Origin of the sequence: Nonomuraea monospora (genome assembly GCF_039531895.1) — a bacterium.
GTDB classification, from domain to species: Bacteria; Actinomycetota; Actinomycetes; order Streptosporangiales; family Streptosporangiaceae; genus Nonomuraea; species Nonomuraea monospora.
The window spans coordinates 51,621-70,400 of sequence record NZ_BAAAQX010000044.1 but is presented as its reverse complement, the minus strand read 5'-3'; the positions used below and the strand labels follow the sequence as shown (position 1 = coordinate 70,400).

General features: G+C 69.4%; 20 protein-coding genes and 2 pseudogenes. 7 read left to right on the top strand and 15 right to left on the bottom strand.

The window, feature by feature from the left end:
* Window positions 1-75 precede the first annotated feature (75 nt).
* Both ABD331_RS50955 and ABD331_RS50950 read right to left on the bottom strand, forming a co-directional pair.
* A complete protein-coding gene (locus ABD331_RS50955) occupies window positions 76-771 on the bottom strand; it encodes a response regulator (RefSeq protein WP_344493039.1) in 696 nt (231 codons plus the stop codon).
* Window positions 768-2,030: a sensor histidine kinase gene (locus ABD331_RS50950; protein WP_344493037.1), complete on the bottom strand. Its 1,263-nt coding sequence runs from the start codon at window positions 2,028-2,030 to the stop codon at window positions 768-770. The genes ABD331_RS50955 and ABD331_RS50950 overlap by 4 nt, the downstream gene beginning before the upstream one ends.
* A 215-nt stretch (window positions 2,031-2,245) precedes the next feature.
* On the opposite strand from ABD331_RS50950, the gene ABD331_RS50945 reads away from it, so the two are divergent.
* Genes ABD331_RS50945 through ABD331_RS50930 form a run of 4 tightly spaced genes read left to right on the top strand, consistent with a single transcriptional unit; the run spans window position 2,246 to window position 4,246 of the window.
* Window positions 2,246-2,611, top strand: coding sequence for a YbaB/EbfC family nucleoid-associated protein (locus tag ABD331_RS50945; RefSeq protein WP_344493035.1), 366 nt, complete (start codon window positions 2,246-2,248; stop codon window positions 2,609-2,611).
* Window positions 2,602-3,516, top strand: coding sequence for a WXG100-like domain-containing protein (locus tag ABD331_RS50940; protein WP_344493033.1), 915 nt, complete (start codon window positions 2,602-2,604; stop codon window positions 3,514-3,516). Before ABD331_RS50945 ends, ABD331_RS50940 begins: the two co-directional genes overlap by 10 nt.
* A 9-nt stretch (window positions 3,517-3,525) precedes the next feature.
* A complete protein-coding gene (locus tag ABD331_RS50935; RefSeq protein ID WP_344493031.1) occupies window positions 3,526-3,885 on the top strand; it encodes a hypothetical protein in 360 nt (119 codons plus the stop codon).
* Window positions 3,886-3,937: 52 nt separating this feature from the next.
* Complete coding sequence (locus ABD331_RS50930) at window positions 3,938-4,246, top strand: hypothetical protein (RefSeq protein WP_344493029.1); 309 nt, start codon at window positions 3,938-3,940, stop codon at window positions 4,244-4,246.
* Between the two features lie 6 nt (window positions 4,247-4,252).
* Here ABD331_RS50930 and ABD331_RS50925 read toward each other — a convergent pair whose 3' ends face one another.
* From ABD331_RS50925 to ABD331_RS50905, 5 genes are all read right to left on the bottom strand, one after another.
* Window positions 4,253-4,420 carry a hypothetical protein gene (locus ABD331_RS50925; RefSeq protein WP_344493027.1) on the bottom strand — a complete coding sequence of 56 codons (168 nt, stop codon included), beginning with the start codon at window positions 4,418-4,420 and terminating at the stop codon, window positions 4,253-4,255.
* A 285-nt stretch (window positions 4,421-4,705) separates the two neighbouring features.
* Window positions 4,706-5,767, bottom strand: a complete 1,062-nt coding sequence (locus tag ABD331_RS50920) for a pentapeptide repeat-containing protein (RefSeq protein ID WP_344493025.1) — start codon at window positions 5,765-5,767, stop codon at window positions 4,706-4,708.
* 422 nt (window positions 5,768-6,189) lie between these two features.
* Window positions 6,190-7,665 carry a hypothetical protein gene (locus tag ABD331_RS50915; RefSeq protein WP_344493022.1) on the bottom strand — a complete coding sequence of 492 codons (1,476 nt, stop codon included), beginning with the start codon at window positions 7,663-7,665 and terminating at the stop codon, window positions 6,190-6,192.
* Window positions 7,666-7,668: 3 nt separating this feature from the next.
* Window positions 7,669-7,998: a helix-turn-helix domain-containing protein gene (locus ABD331_RS50910; RefSeq protein ID WP_344493020.1), complete on the bottom strand. Its 330-nt coding sequence runs from the start codon at window positions 7,996-7,998 to the stop codon at window positions 7,669-7,671.
* On the bottom strand, window positions 7,995-9,116 hold the full coding sequence (locus ABD331_RS50905) for a tyrosine-type recombinase/integrase (protein ID WP_344493018.1): 1,122 nt from the start codon (window positions 9,114-9,116) through the stop codon (window positions 7,995-7,997). Before ABD331_RS50905 ends, ABD331_RS50910 begins: the two co-directional genes overlap by 4 nt.
* Before the next feature lie 395 nt (window positions 9,117-9,511).
* Here ABD331_RS50905 and ABD331_RS50900 point away from each other — a divergent pair.
* Window positions 9,512-10,333 (top strand): annotated as a pseudogene (locus ABD331_RS50900) (DUF4158 domain-containing protein); the annotation flags it as partial.
* Here the strand turns inward: ABD331_RS50900 and ABD331_RS50895 are convergent.
* From ABD331_RS50895 to ABD331_RS50885, 3 genes are all read right to left on the bottom strand, one after another.
* Complete coding sequence (locus ABD331_RS50895) at window positions 10,278-12,101, bottom strand: FtsX-like permease family protein (protein WP_344493016.1); 1,824 nt, start codon at window positions 12,099-12,101, stop codon at window positions 10,278-10,280. The pseudogene ABD331_RS50900 and the gene ABD331_RS50895 sit on opposite strands and share 56 nt — an antisense overlap.
* A gap of 5 nt (window positions 12,102-12,106) precedes the next feature.
* Entirely contained in the window at window positions 12,107-12,853 is a 747-nt protein-coding gene (locus tag ABD331_RS50890; RefSeq protein WP_425566254.1) for an ABC transporter ATP-binding protein, read from the bottom strand.
* Between the two features lie 187 nt (window positions 12,854-13,040).
* Complete coding sequence (locus ABD331_RS50885) at window positions 13,041-14,231, bottom strand: S41 family peptidase (RefSeq protein ID WP_344493012.1); 1,191 nt, start codon at window positions 14,229-14,231, stop codon at window positions 13,041-13,043.
* Between ABD331_RS50885 and ABD331_RS50880 the strand changes: the two genes are divergently transcribed.
* Window positions 14,224-14,409: a hypothetical protein gene (locus tag ABD331_RS50880; RefSeq protein ID WP_344493010.1), complete on the top strand. Its 186-nt coding sequence runs from the start codon at window positions 14,224-14,226 to the stop codon at window positions 14,407-14,409. The genes ABD331_RS50885 and ABD331_RS50880 overlap by 8 nt on opposite strands.
* 68 nt (window positions 14,410-14,477) lie before the next feature.
* Window positions 14,478-14,621 (top strand): annotated as a pseudogene (locus tag ABD331_RS50875) (response regulator transcription factor); the annotation flags it as partial.
* Window positions 14,622-14,797: 176 nt separating this feature from the next.
* Here the strand turns inward: ABD331_RS50875 and ABD331_RS50870 are convergent.
* From ABD331_RS50870 to ABD331_RS50850, 5 genes are all read right to left on the bottom strand, one after another.
* Window positions 14,798-15,316: a hypothetical protein gene (locus ABD331_RS50870; RefSeq protein WP_344493008.1), complete on the bottom strand. Its 519-nt coding sequence runs from the start codon at window positions 15,314-15,316 to the stop codon at window positions 14,798-14,800.
* A 66-nt stretch (window positions 15,317-15,382) separates the two neighbouring features.
* Window positions 15,383-16,408: a hypothetical protein gene (locus tag ABD331_RS50865; protein ID WP_344493006.1), complete on the bottom strand. Its 1,026-nt coding sequence runs from the start codon at window positions 16,406-16,408 to the stop codon at window positions 15,383-15,385.
* Window positions 16,312-17,175 carry a S8 family serine peptidase gene (locus ABD331_RS50860; protein WP_344493102.1) on the bottom strand — a complete coding sequence of 288 codons (864 nt, stop codon included), beginning with the start codon at window positions 17,173-17,175 and terminating at the stop codon, window positions 16,312-16,314. Before ABD331_RS50860 ends, ABD331_RS50865 begins: the two co-directional genes overlap by 97 nt.
* A 251-nt stretch (window positions 17,176-17,426) precedes the next feature.
* Entirely contained in the window at window positions 17,427-17,807 is a 381-nt protein-coding gene (locus ABD331_RS50855; protein ID WP_344493004.1) for a hypothetical protein, read from the bottom strand.
* Window positions 17,808-17,870: 63 nt separating this feature from the next.
* Complete coding sequence (locus tag ABD331_RS50850; RefSeq protein WP_344493002.1) at window positions 17,871-18,746, bottom strand: hypothetical protein; 876 nt, start codon at window positions 18,744-18,746, stop codon at window positions 17,871-17,873.
* Window positions 18,747-18,780: the final 34 nt, after the last annotated feature.

Genomic DNA, 18,780 nt, shown 5'->3' with positions numbered 1-18,780 from the left:
GGACGTCCGCCGCGCCAGCCGAAGATCGCCTTCAGTCGCGGGCGGGGATCACCTCAGATACATGCGACGCCTGCCTCAGGCGCGTGCGGAGCCTTCCCGGCCTGGGACGATGAGCCCGGACTCGTACGCCAGCGCCACGATCTGCGCCCGGCTGGACAGGTTGAGCTTCGTCATCGTCCGGTTCAGGTGGGTCTTGACGGTGGCCTCGCTGACCCGCAGCCGGGTCGCGATCTCCGCGTTCGACAGCGCCCGCCCGACCAGCTTCAGCACCTCCACCTCACGGGCGGTGAGCGGGTGCAGCGCGGGGGAGAGCAGCGCGGCCGGCGGGTCGGCGTGCGGGTCGGCATGCGTGGTGTAGGCCTCGATCAGCCGCCGGGTGACGCTCGGGGCGAACAGCATGTCGCCCGAGGCGACGGTGTGCACGGCGGCGATGAGCCGCTCCGGCGGGGTGTCCTTCAGCAGGAACCCCGACGCGCCGATGCGCAGCGCGTCGTAGACGTACCTGTCCAGGTCGAACGTGGTCAGGATGAGCACGCGAGGCCGGGGCTCGCCGCTCGCGGACAGGATGTGCCCGGTCGCGCTCACGCCGTTCATGCCCGGCATCCTGATGTCCATGAGGATGACGTCGGGCCGCGCGGCGGCGGCCTGCGCGATGGCCTCCTCGCCGGTCGCCGCCTCCCCGACGACGTCGATGCCGGGCGCCGCGCGCAGCAGCGCCGCCAGACCTGCGCGGACGAGAATCTGGTCGTCGACGACGAGTACCTTGATCATGTTTTCGGCTTACCGTCTGTCTGAGGGGGGTGAGCGGGCGGCATGGGCAGGGGTAAGGGCAGGGTGACCACGACCTCGAACCCGCCCGACGGCTGCGGCCGGGCCGCGACCGTCCCCTTGTAGAGCTTGACGCGTTCGCGCATGACGATCAAGCCGTGGCCGTCCTCGTGCGGGACGGCGTCCGCGCCGCGCCCGTCGTCGGTGACGCGCAGTTCCAGCTCGGCGCCGTAGTGCAGGAAGACCCGGGCCGTGGCGGGGCCCGCGTGCCTAAGCGCGTTGGTGAGGCATTCCTGCACGACGCGGTACGCGCACAGGTCGATGCCGGGCGGCAGCGGGCGTACCAGGCCGGTGATCTCCACCTCGACCGGCAGGCCCGCCGACCGCAGCCGCTCCACCAGCTGGTCGAGCCGCTGCAATCCGGGCGCGGGATCGTAGCCCTCCGTATCGTCGTACGCGTCGTCGCCGGTGTCGTCGTTGAGGTCGATGCGCAGGATGGCCAGCAGGCGCCGCATCTCCGCCATGGCCTCGCTGCCGGTGTCGGCAATGGTGGTGAGCGCGCCGCGCGCGGTGGCCGGATCGGAGCCGAGGACGTACCGGGCCAGGCCCGCCTGGATCACGATCACCGACATGTGGTGGGCGACCACGTCGTGCAGCTCGCGGGCGATGCGCACCCGCTCCTCCGTCACGGCGCGCCGCGCCCTGTCCTCCTGCTCCTGACGCAGCCGCTCGCTGAGGCCGGCCAGCCGCCTGTTGCGCTCCACCAGCATCCTGGTGCTGTTGCCGAACGTCCAGGCGACGGCGATCATGACGCTCGTCTGCGCCAGATTCGGCCACAGGAACTCCTGCGGCCCGAGGAACGCCGCGTGCCACAGCGCGGCGACCGGGAGCAGGGCGCACGGCACGGACACGGCGGGCGGTCGCTTCCCCGCCACGGTGTAGAGCGCCAGGAGCGGCGCCACCCCGTTGAGCCGGGCGTCGTAACCGGCGGCGTGGAAGACGATCGAGGCGGCGCACGAGATCACCAGCACGCTGACCGGGGCACGCCGCCGCCAGGCCGGCGCCAGATTGACCACCAGGGTCAGCAGCACGCCGGCCGCGTCCATCGGGCGCCGCGCGTAGCCCGGATCGGCCGAGCCGCCGCCCAGGACCAGGCCGAACGTCAGGGTGACGGCGGTGATGAGGACGCACAACAGCAGGTCGGTGAGTAAGGGGTTCATCACGGCGAGCCGTCTGAGCGACGACAGCACCTTTGCGCGCATCGACGCATGGTAGCCGCGACCGGCCGGGTCGCTCATCACTCGTTCGGATGAGCGCGGCTACAACCCGTGCGGTACACGCGCGGCGGCGTACCGCAGCGGGTTGACCCACCCGCCACCGGGAAGGTCGTCGTGGTGCCGTGAAGATCCAATAACCTCTATTTCCGCCCTGTTTTAGCGGTATGTTGTGGTCTTCGCTTGAACAACCGGGAGGCGGCATGACACCACCGACGGGGCCGTTCAGCACCGCCGGCGACCCAGAACTGGACCGGCTGCTGAAGAACTTCCAGCAGGAGCTGACGGCGATCGAGGGGCTGCGCGACCAGATCACCTCGGTCGTGGGCCGGGGCGAGGCGGCCGAGGGGCGCGTCGTGGTGACGGTGACGCAGACCGGCGCGCTGACCGGGCTGAGCATCGACCCCCGCGCGATGCGGCTCGGCTCCGGCGAGCTCGCGGCGGCGATCCTGGAGGCCGCCGCGTCGGCGGCGCTCGCCGCCGAGCAGGAGGCCAACGACATGGTGGCGCCGTTCATCGCCGGGACGCCGCTGAACGAGGACGGCACGGGCGGGACCCGGTGGCGCTGAACATCAGCCCCGGCCGCGCCAGCATCTACGGCATGGGCACGCTGGGCATCGCGGCCTTCGTGTTCGAGATGCTCGCCACGCCCTACCCCGAGGGCGATCCGGACAGGGCGCGGCAGGCGGGCGCCGTCTGGAAACGCCTGGCCGACCGGATCGAGGAGAGCCCCGAGCACACCTACTCCGCCGCGCAGAGGGTGTGGCGCGGGAACGACGGGGCCGGGGTGGAGGAGTTCAAGAAGACGGTGACCGCCGCGCTCTACCCGCGGGCCGAGGGGGACGCGTTCACCGCCAGGCTCGCCAAGCGGTGCCGCGACAACGGCACGGCCTGCGACGACTTCGCCGAGACGCTCAAGGCGGCCAGGGACGCGTACTGGACGCTGGCCCTGGCCAACCTGGCGAGCTTCATCTTCATCACCACCTTCCCGTGGCAGGCGGGCTGGGCGTACCAGATCACGCAGATCCTCATCCGGCGGGCGGAGGCCGGGCTGCTGGCCAAGCTGCTGGAGCACAGCATCGCCAAGATCGTGCTGAGCAAGCTGACGGAGTACTCGATCGGCAGCGTCTTCTTCGCGGTGGGGGACGTGAGCGTCGTGGCGGGCGTCAAGGCGCTGCGCGGCGAGGACCCCGGCTCGCTCGGCCAGAACGCGACGCAGGCGGTGAAGGAGTTCGCCGCGTCGGTCGCCTTCTACGGGGCGTTCGACGCGGCCATGCCCGTGATCAGGAAGGCCACCTCGAACATGGACATCCAGTACTTCGTGAGCCGCCTGGTCGGCGGATCGGCCGGGTACGGCCCCACGTACGAGGCGCTGAACGGGCAGTCGGGCAAGGAACTCGTGCCCACCTGGGAGCAGACCCTGAGCCGGGTGCTGCTGTACTTCACCATGGCGCACAAGCCGGCCGGAGGATGAGGAGACGGCATGGAGATCCACCAGAAACCGTTCCGGTCGGCGGCGACCGCGTTCGAGATCGAGCAGAGCGATCTGCGCGGGTTCGTCGCCGCGGCGGCCGAGGACCTGAACGCCATCGGCGACTTCTGGGGCGGCACCCAGGAGGGCACGACGTTCCTGAAGGGGCAGGGCGGCGGCAGCGGGTACGAGGCGGTCACCGGCCAGATCATCGCGGCCGTCGACGTGCTGCTCGACGCGCACCTGGAGATCGCCGCACGCCTGCGCCTCATGGCGGGCAACGTGCAGGTGGCCGACTGGGCCGGCCTCGCCGCGATCCTGTCGAAGCTGCCGCCCGCCGACCCGGAACGGCCGATCTGGGGCACGGGCTGAGCGCAGCCGATGCCGTGACGCGCGCTCAGGAGGCATCATGGGTGGTGTGATCATGCGAACGTGGCGAGGATGGACCCGGACCTCCCAGGCGGCCGCCTACGAGGAGTACCTGCTCGAAACCGGCTTCAAGGGATACACCGGCACTCCGGGGAACCGGGGCGCGCAGTTCACGCGGCGCGACGTCGAGGGCGGCAGGACCGAGTTCTTCCTGGTCTCGTTCTGGGAGTCGTGGGAGGCGATCAGGGCGTTCGCGGGCGACGACCCCGCGCGGGCGGTGTTCTACGCGGCCGACGACGAGTTCCTGGTGGACAGGGAGACCACGGTGGAGCACTACGAGGTGTTCGCGAGCGCTCCCTCGTGATGGCGATCAGCCGGTCGCCGCGGCCTCCCGCTGTTGCCTGATCGACGAATCCACCGGCTCCAGCCGGATCCTCCGGCTGTCCGGCAGCCCCCACGCCGCGACGATCCCGGTCACCGCCGTCCCCATGATCACGAACGCGGGCGACAGCGGCAGGCCGGCCTGCGTGGTCAGCACGTTGGCGACCAGGGGCGGCAGGCCGGAGAAGACGAACGCCCCGATGGTCCACGCGATGCGGGGGTCAGTACTGGCAGAGACCGTTGATCGAGTGATCTGTATTCACCTGTGCGGGAAGATCGGCGGTTACTTTGAGTGGTCACCGGCGGCGTAACGGCTCCACGGGCCTCCGACTGCCGCAGCCTGGTGCCAAGCGACCTGAGAACATCAGCGGACTGCGACGTGCAATGTCAGTGGCGGAGACACGGAAGTGTCAGTAGCTCAGCCCGTCGTGCCCGGATCCGGTTAGAAGATCGTGGTTTTGTCGACAAGGGCCCTCTGCCGGATCTCGTCCTCCGTCTTTCCGTGGATGCCCTGGAGGTCCGCACCACGCAGGTCCACGCCGTACAGGTGCGTGGTGCTGAAGTCCGCGTCTCTCAGCATCGCGCCGCGCAGATCGACGTCGATCAGGGATGAGCCCGTGAAGTCCGCGCTGTTGAGCGACGCGCCACGTAGACGTGTGCGTACCAGGCTGGCGTTGGTCAGGGTTGCGATGTGCAGGGACGCGTTGTCCAGGTTCGCGCCCCACAGGTTCGAGCCATCTAGATTTATGTGGTCCAGATTGTTGCCGGTCAGCTTCGCGTCAACCAGATTTGTGTATGTCACGTACGCACGAGTCAGGGAGATGCCCCGCAGATCTGCTCCGCGCAGGTTCGCGTCAGAGATGCGGATACTGTCCAGATTGGGCGGCCGCGTACCGTCTCGGGCGACGTTTCGACGGCCGATGATCGTCAAGGCGACCTGCACATCAGTGCTGGGTGGTTCGGGTACCAGCTCTACGCTGGGCTTGGGGTCGTGCTCGCGAACGAAGGTGGCCAAAACGTCGTACACGGTCTGGTGGTCGCGCGATGAGTCTTGCGCGAGTCGTTCCAGGGCGTACATCCCGCCCAGCCGGATGTCTATCTTGTCGGAGCCGAGCTGTTGCACGGCCTTGGTGTAGCGGTCGGTGATTTGTCCCTGTTCGGCGGTCCATTGGGCTTGCCGGGAAGCGTCAAGTGATTGTGCGGTGTACCACAAGCTCTGCGCTGTGAAAACGGCACCGCCAATAACGACCAGCCCGGTTGCGGCCTGGATGAGGGTATGGCGGGCAGCGTTGACAGCCTCGACACGTTCGGTGGCGGTCATCTGCTGACGCTCGGCCTGGGTGAGCGGGTGCTGTTCGCCTGCGAGACGGCGCGCGGCCGGTCCGATGAGCAAGGCGAGGCCGAGGACGGAGAGTACGGCGAGAGCGGTACCGGCCAGGATCCACCGGCCCTGAGCCGGGATGCTTTCGCTGGTCGCCGCGATACCGGCCCCGGCGACGCCCATCAACAGGACGGGCAGCCAGACAGCTCGCAGTAGCCACCGCTGCGCCCCACGTGTTGATGCGCCTGACTGAGTGGGAGCAGGGACATCTGCGGCCCTGGCCATGCGGCGTGCCTTGGATGCGCTGGCCACTGCGATGATCTGCCGGACTGATGGCCGCGGCTGCCGGGGATGCATGGCACCTATTGCATCCCATCCTGCTACGAACAGTGACCGATACTCCTTAAACTGTTACCGCAGGAAACGAATCATCACCTTGCCCATCGACCGGGAACTGAGGTGTACTCCCGCTACAGCCCATCAGTAGACCCAGGCTGAAGCGCAGCTCACTTGGGCCATTCGTGCGAACAACTTCGGATGGTTGGCCGGCCGGTGTACTGGCAGCAACCGTTGATCTGTATTCGTCTGTACGGGAAAGTCCGTGGTCACTTTGTGTGGTCGCCGGCGGTATAACGGCTCCAGGGGCTTCCGGCATCTGCGGCGTGGCGCGTGGTGGCTTGAGGGGTGTAGCCGAGCATCTTCGCGACGACTGGAGCTGGGGCTTGGAGCACGAGTTGGCGCAGGGCAGCTTCCCGGGCGGCGCCGCTGGGGAAGCCGAGTAGCCGGAGTTGCTCTCGAATGGTGGCTGCGTTGAGAGGTTCTCGGGCGCTCTGACCAGGGAAGAGCCAGCGGGCGTCGGGGTTGGCTGCGGTGTTCATGTTCGACCGGGCCTCGGCGAGCTGGAGAAGCAGGGTGGCGAAGGGCTCGGGGACCGGGCTGGGCGGATCGCCGAGTCGGAGTTGCACTTCGGTGTCGGTGATGCTGATGTCGTCGAGGGTCAGGCGCATGATCCGGGTGATGGGCTGGGCATAGAGGAGTACCAGGCATGCGGTGACCCGGACGCGTAACGGAATCTGATCATCGGTGGCGGCCCGGCGGATCAGCTCCAGGCGGCGGCGCTGGCTCAACGGCGCAGAGCTTCCGCGCGGCGGGACGGGCAGGTCAAGACGGCGCATGTGGCGGTTGGCGATGGCCCAGGTCAGGAAAGCTTTCAGTGCGGCGCGATGGGACTTTGGATGAGTGGCGTGCCAGCAGTCCAGGTCAGCCTGTCCGCACTGTCGTAGATCAAGGTCATGCTCGTCGAGCCAGGCCAGGAAAGCCTGGGCGTAGGTGAACTGTTCGCCGGCGAACCGGCGGGCGCTGGCCGGGAGGGGCTGGCGGGCGGCGCGAGCGCGCAGGGTGGGTAGGAGGTGCCAGGTGGCGAAGCGGCGCAGCAGCGGCTCGTGCGCGTGGCCGTCGAGCTCGGCAAGGCGGTGGGTGAGCCAGGTCTCGGTGTGCAGGAGCTGCTTGTCGACGGTAGGGAGCACGCCGCAGGCCATCAGCAGGTCGCGCAGATAGGCGACGGTCCGCCAGCCGGGAAGCTGGTGAAGCGCCTGGTGGGTCAGGGGGATGCGACTGCGGGCCAGGCCGGTGAGAAGGTCCTGAACGTGGGCGGTGCGCAGCCACATCCATCCCTTCCAGGGATCGGGCATCGCGATGAGCGCCTCGGCCAGCGGGACCAGCGTGGGATTGATCCGGCCGGTGCCGTCGTCGAGCGTGGCCGTGACCTTGTCGGCCAGGGTGCAGCGCTCGCAGAGCCGACCGCCGTGCAGGCGGCCCTCGAACCCGCACCGGTCGCAGAAGAAGCTGCGGGTGATGCCCGCGCAGTCCCGGCAGATCGGGCTGCCGTCCGGGCTGCGTCCAGGCAGGAGCCGGTCGGTGCCGCAGCCGGGGCAGCGGCCTCGGGTTCGGGTGGCCCTGTCCAGGCAGGCGCGGCAGATCGGCCCATCGCACCAGTTCGCCGCCTTCTTCGCATGGCGGCCGCAGCGGGCGCAGTCCCGCAAGTGCCAGCGCTCGTACTGCTCAGCGGCGAGAGGGCGCATGTGCTACTTCTCGGGCTGGATCCGGGCCCGCTTGGGCCGGATCGGGGCCAGCTCGGTGACTTCGTCGGGGTCGGTGGCGGTGCGACGGGCGGGGGCGTTCTCGGCCTTGGTCGCGATGAGCCGGTCCGGGGTGCAGCCGAAGATGTCGCAGAGGGCGGCCAGCACGGGCAGGGACAGCCGTTCGGGAGTCTGCGTGACCAGCCGCCAGACCTGCACCGAGGACAGGGTGATGCCGCGCTCGGCCAGCAGCGGGGCCAGGTCGGTGGCGGCGAACATGCCGTGGGCGGCCATCGTCTCGCGCAGACGCCACTGGTAGCTGACCTGACGTTTCATCGCTTCCTCCGGGAGGGGTTGAGTGCGGCGTCCAGGGTGGCGTCCAGCGCCCGGCGCAGCGTGCGGGTGCGGAAGTCGGAGGAGACGCAGGTGTAGATCGAGGTGGTGGAGGCGTGCTCGTGGCCGACCTGCTCCTGGACGAAGCGGGCGTCCCAGCCGCCCTCGATCAGATGGGTGACGTAGGAGCGGCGGAAGGAGTGGAAGTCCAGCGCCCGGTCCAGGCCGAGCGCGTCACGGTAGGCGGCGAAGCGGGTGTTGATCTGGGAGAAGCCGATCCGCGGGCCGCGCTCGGATGGCCAGAGCGCGCCCGCCTCGGCGGTGGCGAACAGGGGCCGGACTTCGGTGTCCCACTGCTCTAAGATCTCCGCCGCCCAGGGCCAGACGGTCAGCACGCTGCGCCGTTTGGGCGGTGAGCCCTTCTGCGCCTTGCCGTGGCGAACGTAGAGCACGCCGTACTCGCCGAACTCCGAGCCGTCGGGATTGCGGCCGAAGTCCACCACGTCCAGCATGCGGGCCTCGTTGCGGCGCAGGCCGAAGGCGTAGGCGGTCTTGAACAGCACCCCGTCGCGGAAGATCGGCAGCCAGCCCTTGCGGCCGGCCTCGCGTACCCGGTCGACCTGCTCGTCGGCGTGATCGAAGAAGGCCTGCAGCTCCTGGCGGGTGAAGGCGCGCTTGCCCGCGTCGGCTTCGGCCTCGGCCACGTGCACCGCGGTGTTCCACTCGTGGCAGACCTGGACGGGATGGGTGCCGAAGCGCTGCTCGCATTCGGCCGGCCAGCCGTAGGCCGGGTCGGTGATGTAGGAACAGAAGCTGCGTACCGCCTCTTGGTAGTTGCGCAGCGTCGACCGCTTGAGGTGGTGGACCGCGCGCAGGTCGCCGCACCACTCATCCACCATCAGCGGTGTCCACCGCCAGGGGAAGGCGTCGGCGTGCCGCGCGAAGGCCCGTACCGTGTTCTCCCGCCCATCGATCGTGCCGAAGGCCAGGTTCCTGGCCAGCTGCTGGTTACGCCAGCCGTCCAGCATCGCGCTGAAGACCTGCTCATCGGGGCGCAGCAGCGGCAGACCGTCCACCAGATGAAGGCCTGCGGCGCCCGGGATGAGACCGTCATTAGTCATCACTCCAGCACCCTCCGTCACTTACATTGAACGAAGGGATTCTTCATCAGATGTAATCGCCTGGCAAGCGCTGCAGGTCAACCGCCCCTAGCCGGACCTGCGTCGGGGCCACTACTCTCGTTCAGGGACCGCAACCGCCCGCGCCGACCAGCGCGGCCACCTGGGACGCCCTCCATCGGCCAGCCCCGCATGTCAACTAGTCGGAGATTGCATCGGCTGAAATTGCGGCCGGTAAGAGATTTGGAACGGAATCCGGCGTTAACGGGGTTCCCGCTGGTCAGCGGGCCCTGTCGTCTCCGGCTTGCGGAGGAGGCTCGCGCCGGATTCCGGTCGCTCTGACAGCGCGACTTCGATCTACGTTGTGTGATGGTAGGTAGCCGGGGCATCGCGGCCGGCACATCCGATGCGGCTTCGCCCTGCAACTCGTGACCGTTCGCTACCTGGGATGCTTCCTGGCCGACCCGCTGGAGGTGCCGAACGAGGTCCTGGACGAGGTCCTGGACGTCGTCGCCGCCCAGCTGCACATCGACGACCCGTCCTGCGTGAAGCGCTACACCGAGCGGGACAAGACGCGGCTGGAACACACCTGGGAGATCGCCAAGGCGTTCGGGCTGAAGGACTTCGCCTCGGCCGAGGCCGAGCTGGCGGGCAAGGTGCGGGCGCACGCCTGGAACACCGGCGACGGCCCGACCGCGTGCTTCCAGTACGCGGTGCGCTGGCTGCGCCAGAACGACGTGCTGCTGCCCGGGATCAGCACACTGACCCGGCTGGTGGCGCGCGAGCGGGAACGCGCCACCCGGGAACTGCACGACACCCTGGCCGCGCTGCCCAGCGCCACCCCTTGGTGCTTACGGCCCGTTCTGGGTGAGCGCGACGATGACGTGGAGCATGCCGTAGGCGGCCGTCATGGTCTCGGCGTCGAAGGCGACGGTGCGCCCGCGCCGGGTGACGCTGGGCAGGAGCGCGGCCAGATCCGCCGCGCGCGGCTGATGCAGGTCGACCTCGATGCGAAGCGGGTGCGGCACCGAGGCCGGCGCTGTGGTGGCGTGGAGCCGCATCGCCTGACCGGTGCCGCGCCGCAGGAGATCGTGTGCTTCGGCCGAGGTGAGCGGCTCAAGGAACGGATCTACGCGGCATCATCAGGCTTGCCGTGGTGGTCAGCTAGAGAGTCGCGGTCACGGGACGGCGGCCGCCAAGGTGGGCGGGAACGGAGGTAAGCAGCGCCACCACGAGCACGGTCGCCAGCACCAGGGCGATCAGCTGCCAGGGTGCGGGAAGCGTGGCCTTGTCGCTGTCGCCGCCGGTGATCGTGGTGATGGCGGCGAACAGCAGGAACCCTCCCGGGAAGACACCCATGACGGCACCGAGGAGCGCGGGCAGCACCTGTGTGGTCGCCAGGGCGACGGTCACTTCCCGCGGGGTCGCGCCAAGAGCGCGCGCCAGCGCCGACGCATGCCGGTTGTCGAGCACCGTCGCCCAGGTGATGACGATGGCGTTGACCGCCGCCAGGGTGAGCAGGATGACCGTCCAGACCAGGAGCACGTGCCGCAGCACCGCCACCTGAGCTTCGGTGTACGCGCCGGTGCCTGGCTGGTCGGCGAGGAAGGCGTTGAGCACCAGCAGGACGTAGATGCCGCTGACCGTGACCGCGATGGTGACCACGCCCAGCACCACCCGTCGCGGCCGGCGGGCGGCGACCCGCAGAGCGAGCAGCAGCGAAACGGGCAGTCGCGCCGAGACAGTGATCAGCCAACCGGTGCGGCGAGGTGGGCGTGCCGAGTCGGCCAGCGCGCCGACGGTGCTGGAGCGGGCACCGCGCACGGCCGGAACAGCGGTCGCCACCACGGCGACGCCGAGTGCCACGGCGGTCACCAGACCGATCGTGGACCAGGTCAACGACGCCGTCCCCGCGCTGCCGACGAGGCCGGCACTGGACTCGGTGAGCAACGGAGCGGTCAGCGCTCCGATCGTCAGCCCGGCCGCGGCCGCGACGACGGCCACCAGGAGGTACTCCGCGAGCAGCACGGCAGCGACCAGACTCGGGGTGCCGCCGACCGCCTTGAGGAGTCCGACGCGTCGGTGCTGGTCGGCCATCCGGCCGCCGACCAGCACCGAGAGACTGGCCACGGCGAGCAGGCCGAGCAGCCAGGCGCCGATGAGCAGCAGGATCTGGGAGTCTTTGGCCAGGTCGGTGGCGTCGGCGAGGATGCTCTGCCAGGTCTGCATCGGCATGGCGCCACCATGATCGCCGCCGCTCCGGTCGACGAATGCCTCCGCTGTGTCCGGGTCGGTCAGCTTCAGGTTCACCACGTAGGACAGGGAGCTTCGGTCCGAGGCGAGGCTCCGCACGTCCGCCTGGGTGAGCCAGACCAGCCCGGGATTGTGCAGCAACCCCGCCGGCAGGTTCCGGACGTCGGGGATGGCGCCGTTGACGCAGCCGGTGGAGACGATGCAGGACGCCCCGGGATGGGGCGGCATGGCGGCGGTGACCGCGACGCCGACGACCTTGAACGACCTGCCGCCCAGGGCGATCGTGTCGCCGACGCCCACATCGAGGGAGCCGGCGAAGGCGGCCTCGAGCACCACGCCGCCGTCGCTGACCCACTTGCCTTGCGTCACCCCGGGCTGATCGACCGCCGCGACGGTGGCGTCGCGCCCCATGGCCTGGACATCCGACGTCCGGCCACCCGCCTCGAGCTTTCCCGCGATGACAGGGTACGGTCCGCTGTGCGCGGTGACGCCGGAGGCGGTGGCCAGTTTCCCGAGCTCAGTGAGGCCGGCGAGGTCGGCGCCCGCGACCACGTCGGGTCCCTTGGTCGCCGCCCGGGTGCTCTGGTACGGGTCGCCGGCCGCGTCGCGCAGGACGAGCCCAAGCGTCAGTGTCGTGGTGGCGGCCAGGATGGCGATGAGCAGAAGCGCGGCCTCGGTACGGCGACGCCGGAAGTCTCGCAGGGCGAGACGGATCACGAGAAGGATGCGCCCCATTGCGGTCAATCCTCCAGCCCGGCGAGCGCGCGAACCTGCCCGGTGGTGTCGCCGGTCAACCAGGTCTCGTCCACGAACGCGCCGTCGCGCATCGAGAACGTCCGGTCCGCGGTGGCCGCGATCCGCGCGTCGTGGGTGACGATGACCAGCGTCTGCCCGGACTCGTGCAGGTCCTTGAAGAGCTGCAGGACGTCCAAGGTGGCGGCGCTGTCCAGGTTTCCGGTCGGTTCGTCAGCCAGGACGACCAGCGGCTCGTTGCTCAGCGCCCGGGCGACCGCGACCCGCTGCCGCTGGCCGCCCGACAGCGCGGAGGGCAGGAACCGCGCCCGGCCGGCCAGCCCGAGATGATCCAGCAGCTCCTGCGCGCGCCGCCGTGCGGCCCGCGGCGAGCGTCCGGCCAGCAGCGCCGCCAGCTCGACGTTCTCCACGGCGGTGAGCTCCTCCATAAGGTGGAAGGACTGGAAGACGTAGCTGACCTCGGTCCGCCGCATCCTGGCCAGCGCCTTCTCGCCGATGTTGTCGATGCGCCGGCCGTTCAGCGACACCTCGCCGGCCGAGGGCCGATCCAGCCCGCCGAGCAGGTGCAGCAGCGTCGACTTACCGCAGCCGCTCGGCCCCATGATCGCCACCTTCTCTCCCGCGCCGACGTCGAGATCGACGCCGTCGACGGCGCGCACCAATCCCTCCCCTTTGCCATGCTCCTTCCGCAGCCCGCGGGCGCTCAGTACGGGCGTGTCGGCGGCATTGCTCACGATCCACTCCTTCGGATGGGTCCAGTTCTGCTTACGGGTCTTGAGCCGGCGCAGGCCCGCCTCAAACGCGAGCACGATGCCCTCCGCCGACAGCGCAGCGGTCGAGCGGGTCCGGCTCGGCCATGGCGGGGCGCCGGGTGTCGGCGACGGTGAGAGAGGCGGCAGGCCGGCCGCTGCGGCGAGCGCGTCAAACAAGCGCCAGTGCCTTGTCCATACCCGGGTCGCGCCCGGTGGCCAGGTCGAGCGCGGTGATGGGGGCGGAGTGGTCGACCGGCACGCCGATCGTGTCGATGATTTCGCGGGCGGGCCCGAGGTGGCGGACCTTGGGCAGGAACACGGCGCTGCCGTCGTCGAGGAGGTATGCCTGGCTGGGGCCGGAGACGGCGCCGGCGGTGCGGGTCCCGACGAGGGTGCCCAGGCCGTTGTCCTTGACCGCCGCGCTGAAGTCCTCGCAGGCCGAGGCGCACCCACGGTCGGTGAGGACGATCAGGCGCGAGCCGAGCAGCGGGACGCTGTCGTCGGTCCGGTTGGGCACGCACTCGCCCTTGAGCGGGCAGAAGTAGCTGGTGACCTTGCCGTGCGCGAATGCGCCGAGCAGCCGGGTGACCTCGCGAGGTGACCCGCCGCCGTTGCCGCGCAGATCGAGGACGACGGCCTTCGGTTTGTCCCGCAGCTTGGCGATGACCTGGTCGGCGGCGCCTTCGGAGAATCCGGGCAGTTGGATGTAGGTGACGCCGTCGGCGAGTTTCTTTGACGTCACCGCCGGGGGCTGCCGCGTGATGGGGCCCTCTTTGAGCTCGACGGTGCGGGTCCGTCCCGTCGTGGGGCGCTTGAGCGTGAGCTTTACCGGATTGGTGGCGAAGGCTTCGACGATGCTCTGGTTCACGGTGTCCCCGATGAACGCGGGCACGCCGTTGGCCTTGACGATGATGTCTCCGGGTCTGATGCCGGCCTTGGCGGCGGGGCTGCCGGGCAGGACGCCGGTGATGAACAGCGGCGGCTTGGCCGCCGGGTCGAGTTGCTGGCCCTGCCGGGCCGATATGCCCACGATGCCCGTTCCGGTCGGCCCGCCTTCCGGCTGGGGAGTCGGCCTGACCGCGCGGGCGTGGTTGTCGTGCAGTCCGGCGACCATTGCGATGATCGCGGCGCGCAGCGCGGACACGTCACCGGCGCCGAGGACTTTGGCGAAGGCGGCCCAGTCGGTGTCTCGGTTCCCGGTCAGCTCGGGCAGCCGGAGGTCGGCCCGATCGGCGTCGCGCCGCATCAGGTCCTGGGTATAGGCGGCGAAGGCGCTCTTCAGCAATGCCTTCGGATCCATGGCCGGGCCGCTGTAGTAGTTGTCCAGCACGCAGAAGTACGCCTGCCGGAGCGTGTTCACCGATGTCGGCGGTGCCGATGTCGGCGGTGGCGCCGTGCTGGTGGTGCAGCCCCCGCCCCGGGTGGCAGATGGGGACGCCGGCTGGGACGTCGTGGCCGAAGCCGACGCGGACATGGAGCAGACCGCCACCAGGACGGCCGCGCAGAGGGATCTGATCATGGCCACCAGCGTGGCCTGAAGCGGGTTACACGGTGGTGAATGGATCCGTTAACGCCATTGAAACCCCGGTGCGAGTATGAATGGCGGGTGCGGATTCTGGTGGCCGAAGACGAACGAGACCTGGCCGATCTCGTGGCGGTGGGATTGCGCCGCCATGCCATGGCCGTCGACGTGGTGTACGACGGGGCCGCCACGGTGGAGCGGCTCGATATGAGGAGATCTGACCTGCTTCCTGACCGCTGGAGCCCATAGCCGGAGGCGGGACGCTACAGCCATAGCGCGTCGACCACAGCCCCCCGCGCGCACCACCTTGGCCATGATCCAATACCGTGATTGAATCGAGACCTCAGGCGGAGAGACTCTCGTTACCGCAGGTCAGGGGCTACTTTGTTGGAAATTCTTCATTGCTACCGAGACCCCTCAACGGACATCTGCAGGTGAAGGGACTTCACTGCTGCAGGGGGAGCGCCGGGGTTGCGTTCGATCCAGATCGGCAGCCTGGTGGACGATCCGGGCCTGGCGCGGTTGTACTCGTCCAGCCCCTTGGGCGCGTAGCGGATCGCCGTCAGGGGCAGCGCTTCCCGCTTGGCGGTGCTCGCCGAGCGGAACGTCCACGTCGATTCCACCTTCGTGGACAGCGTCGAGTGCGGGACCTGCCTGCCGGCCGTCGTGCTGAGTGTGTACGTGGCGGGGTCCGCGGGCAGGTCGGCGGTCAACCGGCAGGAATCGGCCTCCCACAGCCCGCACCTGGTGTAGTCGATCCTGGAGATGACCTGATCGCCCTGGGCGAGGCTGACGGTGCCGGTGGCCGCGCCGTCCATGCTGACCCGGCCGGGCGCGCCGTCGGAGAACAACCGGGCGCCGTCGAACGTCAGGGTGTTCCCCTCCCGCCACGCGCCCGAGGTGGCGAAGGACGGGCCGCTCACCGCGACACCCAAGGCCCGCCGATCACCGCCGGTGACCACGGAATCGCCGACGCGCAGACCGCTGGATCACTGGCGTCCTCGCGTCCGGTACTCCGCCAGCTTGCCCGGAAGCGGCACATCGTTCGTGGGGGTCAGGAACCCGTCAGAGACGCCTTCGATGGCGGTCGCCACGAAGTAGGTGCCCTTCGCGGCCGTTCCCCCGCCGCGGAAGGTCGTGGTCACCTTGTCGAGGTCCTTCACCCTGGCTGAGTAGGTGGGATCCGCGGGGATGCCGCCGTGGCGTTCGTCCACCAGGTCGTAGCGGGCGACAGAGCCGTCCTCGTCGTGGAAATGCATCCTGGTGACGTACCTGAGGCCGGGCTGCTCGGAGGCGAGCACGAAGTACACGGCGCTGGGATCGGGCCTGCCGCCGACCCAGCCGAGGTGCCACGAACCGTTGATCACCCACATCTCGGTCCATCCGCTGATGACAGCCGTGGGCTGGTCCAGGGTGAACCTGATCGGTTTGGCCTGGCGTGTGTCCAGGACGATCTCCATGCCCTGTTCGCCGACGTTCATCGGCAGGTGCGTGGTCGTGACGCGCATGCCTTCGAAGATGTCCACGTACAGGCTCCACTCGCCGGCGGGGAGCCGGTAGGTGTCCGGCACGCCGCTCAGGATCATCCGGTGACTTTCGCCCTTGGCGTTGTAGAACTCCCCGACCGCGCTGACGGACCGGCCGTCCATGCCGAGCGCGCTGACCTTCACGTCGTGGGACTCCGGCTCCACGTACGCGGTGGTGACGGTACGGACGACGAGGTCACCCGATCGGGCCGTGATGGTGCCCGCGTGATCACCAGGCTGCTTGCCGGTACCGTCGATCGTCACGGTGACCGATGCCGTGCCCTTGGCGGCCACCTCGACCCGCTGCGCCGAGGTGCGCAGCGTATCGCCGTCCACAGTGAGATCCAGCGTGACCGGAGAGTCGCCGGCGTTGGTGTAGGTGATCTCCTTGGTCACCTGCCGCTCGCCGGATCCGCCCCAGCGGAAGACCGTGCCGATGTTCGCGGGACGGGCGAACACCTGCTGCCCGACCGCCCGGACCACGTCCACGCGCCCGGCCCCCTGGTCGAAGTGCGTGGCGCCGGCTGCGGCGCGGAGCTGCCGATGAGCGCGGCTTTGAGCTGCTGGCCGTTCCAGTCCGGATGCCGCTGGGCGAGGATCGCCGCCGCACCCGCGACGTGCGGCGCCGCCATCGAGGTGCCGCTGTGGGCGGCGTACGGGCCGTCCGCCGTGCCCTGCGCGGCAGCGGCCATGATGTCCAGGCCGGGAGCGGTCGCGTCCGGCTTGATCGCGTGATCGCCCAGCTTCGGGCCACGGCTGGAGAAGTCGGCCATCCGATCGGACCTGTCGACCGCGCCGACCGTGAGTGCCGCCTCGGCGCTGCCCGGGCTGCTGACCGAGCCGGGCACTCCGTCGTTGCCCGCCGCGATGACGAACAGCGCTCCCGTACGCGCCGACAGGGTGTCGACGGCGTGCTCCAGCGGGTCGATGCCGGGTATGTCCAGGCTACCGATGCTCACGTTGATGATCTTCGCTTTGACCTCCGTGGCGGCCCATTCCATGCCCGCCAAGATGGCCGATTCGCCGGCGTACTCCCCGCCGACCTTGCCCAGTGCGATCTTCGCGCCCGGCGCGACGCCCCGATACTTCTCGCCGGCTCCGGCCACGATGGAGGCGACATGGGTGCCGTGCCCGACGCCGTCGGTGATGTCGGGTTCGTCGGAGAAGTTCTTCGCCTGCGTGACGTCCTTGAGGGCGGGGTGGGTGGCGTCGTAACCGGAGTCGAGCACGGCGACCGTGACACCGGCTCCGGTCAGCCCCTGTTGCCACGCCTGCGGAGCCCCGATCTGCTGGACACTCCGGTCCAGGGTGAGGGGCCGCTTGCCGTCCAGCCAGATCTTCGACTTGCCTGCGGCCAGTGACCGGGTGCCGCCGACCAGGCTCTGCCAGGTCCGGCCCGCCGTCGCCTTGGGGACGCTCGTGCTGGCCAGCCCCAGCCCGGCCAGTTCCTCGGTCTTTCGCGCTCCGCTGAGCGCCTGCGCCGCCTTCCCCTCGGCGGACTGGACGATCAGCGGAATCTCCGCCTTGTCGGCGTCGCCGTACCCCAGCTGAGCAGCTGCGTGACGTCGAACAAGCGCTCGTCCAGCAGGCCTTTGGCCAGCAGTCGTTTGGCGTCCTGCGGAATGACGTGAAGGTGGCCCTGACGGCGCTGAACGTCGAAGCGATCTGTTCTGCCCGGCCCGGGCTCGATCCGGTGACCGTTCGCCGTGACGGTCACCCGGTCACCGGTCAGCAGCGTCACCGTGCCCGACACCCCGGCCGAGGGAGTCACCGGCTCGGCCGCCTGCGCGGCGCTCGCGGCGCCGCCTGCGATGACGGATGCCGCCAGGGTGACGGCGCATGTCGCGTGGGTTAAGTTCATCTGCCTCTCGTTGTCGATACTCGTCACTCATGACTCGGTACTCATGGCGAGGGGTGACGCTCGCGGGCCGCGAGCGTCACCCCGGGAGCGTCAGACGAGCTTGCGGTAGATCCGGGTGGAGATCGCCTGGGCCGCGTCCGACCGGCCGAACTCCTGGTAGACCCGCGAGGTGATGTCCGTGGCCTTGGGAGCGTAGGCGGGGTAGAAGTCCTTACCGCACTCCAGATCCTTCAGCGCCGCCTTGATCTCCTTGGCCAGGTGCGGCTTGGCCTGCTCGGGCTTGAGGTTCGGCCGGAAGACGGCGTTCTCGCTGCCCTTGGGCAGCTCGCCCTTCCACGCCTTCTTGGCGACGTCCGAAGCCTGCCGGACGACCTTGGTGTGGCTCAGGACGTCGAGCTTGGTCGGCCGGGTCTGGCTGACGCCCAGGCACGCGGCGAACTGCTTGCCCAGCGTGACGAGTTGCTTGTCCTGGTCGAGGACGCGCAGCGACGTGTCTACCGCGGCGTGGAGCTGGTCGTCGTAGTCCTCCTGGGAGGTGACGGTCTTGCCCAGCACCTTCTTGGCCGCCCGGGAGAAGCAGGTCTGGTCGGCGGCGCGCCACTTCTTCAGCTCGCCGTCCGAAAGCGACATCAGCGTCTTGTTGTTCGGGTTGTCGTGCTGGACGGGGTTGACGGCCGGGTCCTTCGGATAGACGTTCGGCGACCAGACCCCGAAGCCGTACTTGGCGCGGTAGGTCCGCAGCGCCTTCAGGTCACCGGCGAGCCGCTCCTTCTCCCCGGCCTGCCAGGTGTGGTGGGGCTCGGGCGCGGCCACGTAGTCCAGGCCCTGCTCGGTCATGCAGGCGACACGCTCGGCCTCCAGCCGCGTCTGCTTGTCGTAGGCGGCGGCCTCGCCAGACGGGGGCGCGGTCAGGCCGCCGAACGAGCCGGCGAGCAGGGTCGCGGCGACTGCCTTGGCGATGAACATGGACGTTCTCCTTCTTCCTTCAAGGGCATGCCTG